This window comes from Nostoc sp. 'Peltigera membranacea cyanobiont' 213, assembly GCF_002245975.1.
Lineage (GTDB): Bacteria > Cyanobacteriota > Cyanobacteriia > Cyanobacteriales > Nostocaceae > Nostoc.
In genome coordinates, this window is record NZ_NOLI01000001.1 from 124,155 (window position 1) to 132,533 (window position 8,379).

Here is an 8,379-nt window from a genome sequence, read left to right on the forward strand (position 1 = left end):
GTCATCCTTAAGGCATTGAGCTAAGAAGTACAGCTAGAGGAGATAGTTGCAAGACTAGGATAGCATTGACGATGATTGCTGTGTCCAAGCAGCCTCAATTCTTGTTATCTGATTTATTTCTATGCACTGAATCTATAAGTTGCTAAATGCACTTTAATAATAAATTTCTGCTTCTTTGAGTGCCTGAAAACCTTAATATTAAGGCTATTTTAAAAATTTGAATTTAACAGAGCGATTACAAACTTCCCTGGTTGCGATCGCGCGAGAACGCGATCCTTACATGGCAACGGCTGGACATTTTTTCGTCCAAGAATACATCCGTCAAGAATTTTCTCAATGGGGGAGTGTGGAAATCCACACCTTTGAAGTCAGGGGTAAAGCTTGTAAGAACTTGATATTAAATTTACCCCCTGAAGCTAGACGACAAAAAAAGGATTTGCCACCGATTTTAATTGGCGCTCATTATGATGGAGTTCCGGGAACATCTGCGGCTGATGATAATGCCACAGGTGTAGCTGTGTTGCTGGAATTGGCCAGAAAGTTTGCATCTGTGCCGATCAGATATCCTTTAAGGCTAGTTGCTTTCGATATGGAAGAATACGGCTTACTGGGTAGTGCTGATTATGCAGCCTTGTTGTACCAACAAAAGCAACAGCTACGCTTAATGATCTCCCTAGAAATGCTGGGCTATAAGGATTCTACACCTGGTTCTCAAAGTTATCCCCCGCCTCTAGAACGCTTCTATCCAGATAAAGGTGATTTTATTGCTTTAATTGGCAGTTTGCGGACATTGCCTGATTTAATTGGCATGAGCCGTAATATTCGCAAAACTGGCGTAGCTAGTCAATGGCTACCCGTGCCGAATCGAGGTTTAATAGTTCCCCAAACCAGACTTAGCGATCATGCGCCTTTCTGGGATTTAGGTTATCCGGCAATGATGGTGACAGATACGGCATTCTTGCGAAACCCACATTATCACAAACCTAGTGATGCGATCGCTACTTTAGATTTAAATTTTCTTAGCGGTGTCTGTGAAGGCTTAGAAATTGCCATTCGACGGTTGTGAAAATATTAGACATATCCAGAAATTAAATATGCGTTATCCAGAATCCTTGTAGAGACGTAGCAATGCTATATCTCTACAAGGATTTTAACCAGATTCCCAATCTCCAATTCCCAATCCCCAATTCCCAATTCCCAATACAGTTGTTACCAATTACCACTTTGTGACTATGAGGATTGTACGAATTGACACGAAACAATGGGGCTAATGAATGCCAAGATCAAAAAAGGATGCCCCAAGGATATTAAAAGTACTATGCCAGAATTACACCAATCAATTGCCCAGCATTACCACGAACGGACTAAATACAACCCTGAGACTCTTGCCTCCAAAAGTCAGCAGTTAGACTGGACTAAACAGCCAGTGCCTTTCAAAGAGTACAAAATTGGCTCTACTTTTGATCTCAAACCCTATATTCAAGAAAAAGCAGAGGGATTTGCTAATAACCCAGATGCTCAATGGTGGCAAAGACTCTCCCGGTTGCTGTTTCGCAGCTATGGATTGACAGCGAGAATGCCTTCTATGGGTAGTGCTGTGTATTTACGTGCTGCTCCCAGTGCCGGCGGATTATACCCTGCTGAAGTCTATGTGGTTTCCCGTGGCACGTCGTTATTGCCACCTGGTTTGTATAACTACCAGTGTCGGACTCATTCTCTGATGCATTATTGGGAAAGTGATGTTTGGCAAACTCTCCAAGCAGCTTGTTTCTGGCATCCTTCTTTAGAAAATACCCAACTAGCGATTATTGTCACTGCGGTATTCTATCGTTCTGCATGGCGCTATGAAGATCGGGCTTATCGCCGGATTTTTCTAGATACGGGACATCTGTTAGGCAATATCGAATTGGCTGGTGCGATTACTGACTTTCGCCCTCATTTAATCGGCGGCTTTGTGGACGAATCGGTAAACGATCTGCTTTATATCGATCCGCAACAAGAAGGTGCGATCGCTGTCTTACCTCTGGCAGACTTGTTAGATGTCAATCAAAATTTGCCATTGGGATGTACTGCTTTACCTTCCGCCACTGAAACCAGTTATCCTCAAATCCCCGATGGTGAATTGCTGACATATTTCCATCGACACACCCAGATTCAATCAGGTGTAACTGGCAATCTCAATTTACCAGTTATCAAACAAGAGAAATCTTTAGAGGATAAATATAACTTTCCTTTCTGTTTGAAAATTCCCACCACTACTGCACCTATAGATTGGGGAAAAAAGCTGTCAGAACTAGAAAGTACTATGTACAAGCGACGCTCTACCCGCGCTTATAATGGTGAGGATTTAACTTTCGATGAATTAAAAAGTTTACTCGATTTCACTTACCAACCGCAAAATTATATCGATCAAAGTTTAGATATTTCTCCAGACTACTTTGATTTGAATTTAATCGAAACATTTATTGCTGTTTGCGGAGTTAAAGGACTGGAGTCAGGTTGTTACTATTACGCACCCAAAGCCCAAGAATTACGCCAAATTCGGTTTAAAAATTTCCGGCGAGAGTTACATTTTCTCTGTTTGGGGCAAGAATTAGGGCGTGATGCAGCAGCAGTGTTATTTCATACAGCCGATTTAAAGGCTGCGATCGCACAATATGGCGATCGCGTTTACCGTTACTTACATCTGGATGCCGGTCATTTGGGACAACGCCTGAATTTAGCCGCAATGCACCTAAATGTAGGCGTTAGCGGTATCGGTGGATTTTTTGATGACCAAGTAAATGATGTTTTGGGTATTCCTGCTGATGAAGCTGCTCTATATATCACTACATTGGGACGACCAAGATAAAACGTAGATGTGCATAATTTTACCGCAGGCTACCGCAAACAACATCAAGTCCACTTAACTATAGCCTTTTGGAATTTGTCGTAATACCAGACTTTGGTAGGGTTAGTTAAGACGATCGGTGCGTTAGCCTACGGCGTAAGACAACGCCAACGCACTGGCTCTCATATAAGGAAATGCAGTTCGGCAAAAAAGATATGTTGCCTTAACAAATTATCGGGAACTATCGCACTTGAATGTGTAGTCAACAGTGTAAATAGAGACTGATTTTATCTTTGTGGAGAACCAAAGAAGAAAAAATCAGTGCATAAAACTATAGAACCTAACCGGATTTATATATATAGGTTCAGATACAACAAACTCAATCTAGTTTGAAATTTTAAGGTGAAAAATTATGACAAGCTTTATCCAAATTCAGTCAAAAAATGACCTACTGCACCCACTCCGCCAGTGGTTGGAAACAATAGAAATTCATAACTCCAAATTGGCTCATTTTCTGTGCAAAGCGATCCCTGCTCAGTGTCCCTTTGAGCGAGATATTAAGTTCCTTGGCCGGAAGCTATTTCACATTCCTCCAATGTGTAAATTAAATCCCCTATACGAAGAAGTGGTTGGTTTGCGTTTTAAAGCGCTCTGTTATCTTGCCGATGAGTGTGGTGAAGATATTGCAATCTATTGCTAATAGCCAGTTAAGTCGTTCTTCGATCGAGCAGCCATCGGTATTTGAAAACTTACGGTTGTTACTTACTCAGCTTTATACTAAGCTAACTTACACCTAATTTTAGATGTTTGGCTATGTAAGTAGCTGGCACCTCACTAAAGTGTTTCCAGACAGTATTTCTGCTTACCGTACCCTGCTGAAATCATTAACATCATCATGACGCACATCTTACTGGTTGAAGATGAAGTCAAACTGGCGCGATTTGTCGAATTGGAATTGAATTATGAAGGCTATCAAGTCAGTATTGCCTACGATGGATTAACTGCACTCACCGCAGCGCGTGAGTTACATCTAGATTTAGTAATTTTAGACTGGATGTTGCCAGGTTTGTCAGGGTTGGAAATTTGCCGCCGCCTGCGAAGTATTGGCGATCGAGTGCCGATAATCTTATTAACCGTCAAAGATGAAGAGAGCGATCGCATTGCAGGCTTAGACGCTGGTGCTGATGATTACCTCGTTAAACCCTTCAGCGTTGATGAATTATTAGCCAGAGTTAGCGCTCATCTGCGAAGAAACCGGCAAGTAGACGTTGCAGATGTTTTAGAATTTGAAGACCTAAGTTTAAATCGTCGCACTCGCCAAGTGTACCGAGAGCAGAGGTTAATTGAGTTAACTGCTAAGGAATTTGATTTATTAGAATATTTGCTGGCCCATCCGCGACAAGTAATTACTTGCGATCGCATTTTACAAGAAGTCTGGGCTTACGACTTCATGGGCGATGCTAACATCATCGAGCTTCATATCCGCTACCTGCGTCTGAAACTTGAAGCCAATAACGAAAAGTCCCTCATTCAAACAGTGAGTGGTATCGGCTACACATTGCATGATTGAATTGGGGATTGGGGATTGGGGATTGGAAATAATTCCCCCTTGTTTCTTTTGTCTCTCCATTTCCCAATGTTAAATTTCGATGAACGTAGAAGCCCAAAAGCTTTTATACTATGAAGATTTGGGGTTTTTGGCAAGATCGGCAAAAACTCATCCAACTTAGGGTTAATTATACTAGGATGCACAAAACTGTCATCATCTAATAATCTAAAGTGGCATGACCTATCTAGAAACAGCAGCGCAATTCTACCGCGAAGTTGCCGAAACCCCGCAAGTTGGACTTTGTTGTGTGCAAAGTACACCCCTGCAATTACCAGGATTAAAAATTCCTTTGGCAATGCAGGAAATGAACTATGGTTGTGGCACTACCGTTCATCCCACCGAATTAGGAAAGCAACCGACTGTGCTTTATGTCGGCGTTGGTGGCGGCTTAGAAGCTTTGCAATTCGCTTATTTCTCCCGCTATGCAGGTGCTGTAATTGCCGTTGAACCGGTTGAAGCGATGCGGGAAGCAGCCACACGCAATCTGGAAATTGCTGCTCAAGAAAACCCGTGGTTTGACACCAGTTTTGTGGAAATCCGCGAAGGCGATGCTTTTAACCTACCCGTTGCGGATCTTCGCGTTGATATTGTGGCGCAGAATTGCCTTTTCAATATTTTTGAGCCAGAAGATTTAACCCGTGCTTTAAAAGAAGCCTATCGGGTATTAAAACCAGGGGGACGTTTGCAGATGAGCGATCCCATTGCTACTAGTCAAATTCCGGCACATCTTCAAGAAGATGAACGACTGAGAGCCATGTGTTTATCAGGCGCACTCACATATCAAGAGTATACTGAACGGATTACAAATGCTGGCTTTGGTCAAGTTGAAATTCGCGCCCGTCGTCCTTATCGTCTACTAGATTCCCATACTTATAATTTAGACGGACATCTACTTTTAGAAAGCCTGGATTCTGTCTCCTTTAAAGTTGCTATTCCCGAAGATGGCGCTTGTATTTTCACGGGAAAAACAGCAATTTATGCTGGCTCAGAACCCTTCTTTGACGACTCAGCAGGACATATACTCCAGCGAGGTATTCCCGCAGCAGTGTGTGATAAAACTGCTGCTAAACTTGCGGCACTCAAGCCAACAGAAATAATTGTTACCAATTCAACCTGGCACTATAGCGGTGGTGGTTGCTGTTAATTTATTAGGAAAGAATTCAGGTGTCAGTAGTCGGAATAATGCCTCCGGCACGCTCCGCGAACAGAACAATTCTGTGCTACCGGGGAATGAATGCACAATTTGAATATTTGACTAATTGCATTCTGAATTATAGATTCTGACTTCTTCTTTATAACCCCAAAATGTTGTTAATTAGTCTATTTATCGCTACGCTTTTTTTAGCATATTGCAATGGTGCCAATGACAACTGTAAAGGGGTGGCAACGTTGTTTGGTAGCCGAACTACCAGCTATCAAACAGCAATTTTGTGGGCAACTTTTACAACTTTAGGTGGTGCAGTAACTGCAACTTTTTTGGCAGGTACGCTAATTAAAAACTTCTCTGGGAAAGGATTAGTGCCTGATGCGATCGCTAATGCACCAGAGTTTCATATCGCAGTTGCTCTTGCTGCTGGTTTAACTGTACTGATCGCAACCCTCATCGGGTTTCCTATTTCCACAACTCACAGTTTAACAGGTGCTATTGTTGGTGCTGGATTAGTAGCCTTCGGACTCCAAGTCAATTTTGCAGTTTTGGTAAATTCCTTTATTTTACCTCTATTACTCAGTCCCATCATTGCTATTTTCTTGGGAGCAGGAATTTACAGCTTGTCTGGCTATATCAATTCCAAGTGGAACCTACCAGTCAATCAGAAAAGGATTGATGCTTGCCATTTTATCAGCGCTGGAATTATCAGTTTTGCGAGAGGATTAAATGATACTCCTAAGATTTTCTCAATCGTTCTAATTATTGAGTATTTTTCTATTCAGGGGGGAATGATCACGATTGCGATCGCAATGGCACTTGGCGGTTTACTTAACTCCCAAAAAGTTGCTATCACTATGAGTGAAAAGATTACTTCATTGAATCATATTCAAGGTTTATCAGCAAATATAGTAACTGCAATTTTGGTCATTATAGCTAGCCGATTTGGTCTTCCTATTTCTAGCACTTATGTTTCAGTTGGTTCTATTTTTGGAGTAGGATTAACTGGTAAAAAACTTAATCTACGTGTTTCTTATCAGATATTATTATCGTGGATTTTAACTTTACCCACTGCTGCAATTATTAGTGCAATAACTTACAGATTATTGCAAGGTTAGAAGATGTTTGAAAAGTCCTATTGTAAGTATCAAAACGTTCTAGATGCCCCTAAATCCCCTTGAAAAGTGGGACTTTGATTCTTCCCCCCTTTTTAAGGGGGGTTAGGGGGGATCGCTAAGTGCCTAAAATCACGGCGAAATTCTTTTCAAACATCCTCTTAGAAAAGTTGAATATATTTCTACCATATTTAAGGGATAGTAACTAATGCAAACTCAATCACAAGTAACGCTAGATTCAAAAGTCACATCATTTAAAGATAAACTCAATTCCCCTTTGACAAAAAAGGGAATCACTGTTTTACAAATAAATCTAGGTAAGCGCTGTAACCTTTCCTGTACACACTGTCATGTTGAAGCTGGGCCAAAACGTACAGAAGAACTTTCTCCTGAAATTTGCGAACAATTGATTTCGCTAATTTATAAATCTCCCGAAACTAAAATTGTAGATTTAACTGGTGGCGCACCAGAAATGAATTATGGATTTAAGCCATTAGTAGAAGCAGCTAGAGCATCTGGTAAGCAGGTAATTGTCCGGTCTAATTTGACTATTTATTTTGAAGATGGATTTTCTGATTTACCAGAATACTTTGCTCAACACCAAATAAGAGTTGTGGCTTCCCTACCCTGCTATTTGGCAGATAATGTTGATAAAATGCGTGGCTCTGGTGTTTTTGATAGTTCAGTCAAAGCTTTACAATGGCTTAACAAAGTTGGCTATGGTAAAGAACAAAATTTAATTTTGGACTTGGTATTTAATCCCCAGTTACCCACTAGTGAAAAATTTTCTTTAGCTCCCGAACAGACTAACCTAGAACGAGATTATAAAATGTTCTTACAAGAACATTTTAATATTGTATTTAACAACCTCTTCACCATTACCAACCTTCCAGTTGGTAGAACAAAAATGCATTTAGAACGGAGAAAACTGTACACCAGCTATTTGCAGTTTTTAGAGTCGCATTTTAATCCTGACACAGTTGAACATTTAATGTGCCGCGATGAACTTTCAATTGATTATCTAGGAAATGTGTATGATTGTGACTTTAACCAGATGATGAATTTGCCTGCAAAAACTCGCAATGGTGAAACCTTAACAGTTAGCAAATTGCTAGAAGCTGGCAGTTTAGACCTAATTAGTGAGATCCAAACGGCTGCTTATTGCTATGGTTGTACTGCTGGGTGTGGTTCTAGTTGTGGTGGTGCTTTGCTTTAAGGTTGTTAAAAAAAGTCTGTTACCAAAATTGTTACCAGTGCGTTGTTATTGGGCTGTTACTTTATGATGATACTTAGTTAAACCCCTCACACCACACTGAAAACCGTGAAACATTATGTTTTGCGGTTTTTTCATTTTCTATTGTACAGTGGTGAATTAATTGTTGCTTATCTCAATCTCATCCGGCACAGTTACCAAGATATAATCCCTGGTTTGATTAACCTTAAATACCCAGACGCATCTATTGAGCTTCCCGCTAACTTTCTTGATATAGCTAAGACATCCAGATTTTTATATGGCGATCGCTTGCGTTGGCTGTCTCCCCAAAGCGATACTGACTGGGATATTGTCATTTTTAATACCCCTACTCCCATTTTCAAGTCAGGTGGATTATTGCAGCAAAGGAGTTGTGCCATTACCGTTAGTTGACGCATTTGCAATTGCAGCTTGAGTAGGTTGAGT

General features: G+C 40.9%; 8 protein-coding genes. 7 read left to right on the forward strand and 1 reads right to left on the reverse strand.

Annotated elements, in window-relative coordinates:
• The first annotated feature begins 217 nt into the window (after positions 1-217).
• From CDG77_RS00550 to arsS, 7 genes are all read left to right on the forward strand, one after another.
• The gene (locus CDG77_RS00550; protein ID WP_094327358.1) at positions 218-1,066 is read left to right on the forward strand and encodes a M28 family peptidase; all 849 of its coding nucleotides are present in this window, start codon (positions 218-220) and stop codon (positions 1,064-1,066) included.
• A 252-nt stretch (positions 1,067-1,318) separates the two neighbouring features.
• A complete protein-coding gene (locus tag CDG77_RS00555; protein WP_094327370.1) occupies positions 1,319-2,851 on the forward strand; it encodes a SagB/ThcOx family dehydrogenase in 1,533 nt (510 codons plus the stop codon).
• Between the two features lie 391 nt (positions 2,852-3,242).
• Positions 3,243-3,530, forward strand: coding sequence for a Mo-dependent nitrogenase C-terminal domain-containing protein (locus CDG77_RS00560; RefSeq protein ID WP_094327359.1), 288 nt, complete (start codon positions 3,243-3,245; stop codon positions 3,528-3,530).
• A 195-nt stretch (positions 3,531-3,725) separates the two neighbouring features.
• On the forward strand, positions 3,726-4,400 hold the full coding sequence (locus tag CDG77_RS00565; RefSeq protein ID WP_094327360.1) for a response regulator transcription factor: 675 nt from the start codon (positions 3,726-3,728) through the stop codon (positions 4,398-4,400).
• Positions 4,401-4,614: 214 nt separating this feature from the next.
• Entirely contained in the window at positions 4,615-5,583 is a 969-nt protein-coding gene (gene arsM, locus CDG77_RS00570) for an arsenosugar biosynthesis arsenite methyltransferase ArsM (RefSeq protein WP_094327361.1), read from the forward strand.
• A gap of 161 nt (positions 5,584-5,744) precedes the next feature.
• Positions 5,745-6,704: an inorganic phosphate transporter gene (locus CDG77_RS00575; protein WP_094327362.1), complete on the forward strand. Its 960-nt coding sequence runs from the start codon at positions 5,745-5,747 to the stop codon at positions 6,702-6,704.
• A 205-nt stretch (positions 6,705-6,909) separates the two neighbouring features.
• Positions 6,910-7,917 carry an arsenosugar biosynthesis radical SAM (seleno)protein ArsS gene (gene arsS, locus CDG77_RS00580; RefSeq protein ID WP_094327363.1) on the forward strand — a complete coding sequence of 336 codons (1,008 nt, stop codon included), beginning with the start codon at positions 6,910-6,912 and terminating at the stop codon, positions 7,915-7,917.
• A gap of 191 nt (positions 7,918-8,108) precedes the next feature.
• Here the strand turns inward: arsS and CDG77_RS37310 are convergent.
• Positions 8,109-8,379, reverse strand: a 271-nt coding sequence (locus CDG77_RS37310) for a hypothetical protein (protein WP_223269674.1), incomplete at its 5' end; no start/stop codon positions are given.

Bases quoted from the DNA above. Each gene is read 5' to 3' on its own strand.
- arsS (WP_094327363.1), top strand. From the start codon at position 6,910: ATGCAAACTCAATCACAAGTAACGCTAGATTCAAAAGTCACATCATTT.
- arsM (WP_094327361.1), top strand. From the start codon at position 4,615: ATGACCTATCTAGAAACAGCAGCGCAATTCTACCGCGAAGTTGCCGAA.
- CDG77_RS00555 (WP_094327370.1), top strand. From the start codon at position 1,319: ATGCCAGAATTACACCAATCAATTGCCCAGCATTACCACGAACGGACT.
- CDG77_RS00560 (WP_094327359.1), top strand. From the start codon at position 3,243: ATGACAAGCTTTATCCAAATTCAGTCAAAAAATGACCTACTGCACCCA.
- CDG77_RS00565 (WP_094327360.1), top strand. From the start codon at position 3,726: ATGACGCACATCTTACTGGTTGAAGATGAAGTCAAACTGGCGCGATTT.
- CDG77_RS00575 (WP_094327362.1), top strand. From the start codon at position 5,745: ATGTTGTTAATTAGTCTATTTATCGCTACGCTTTTTTTAGCATATTGC.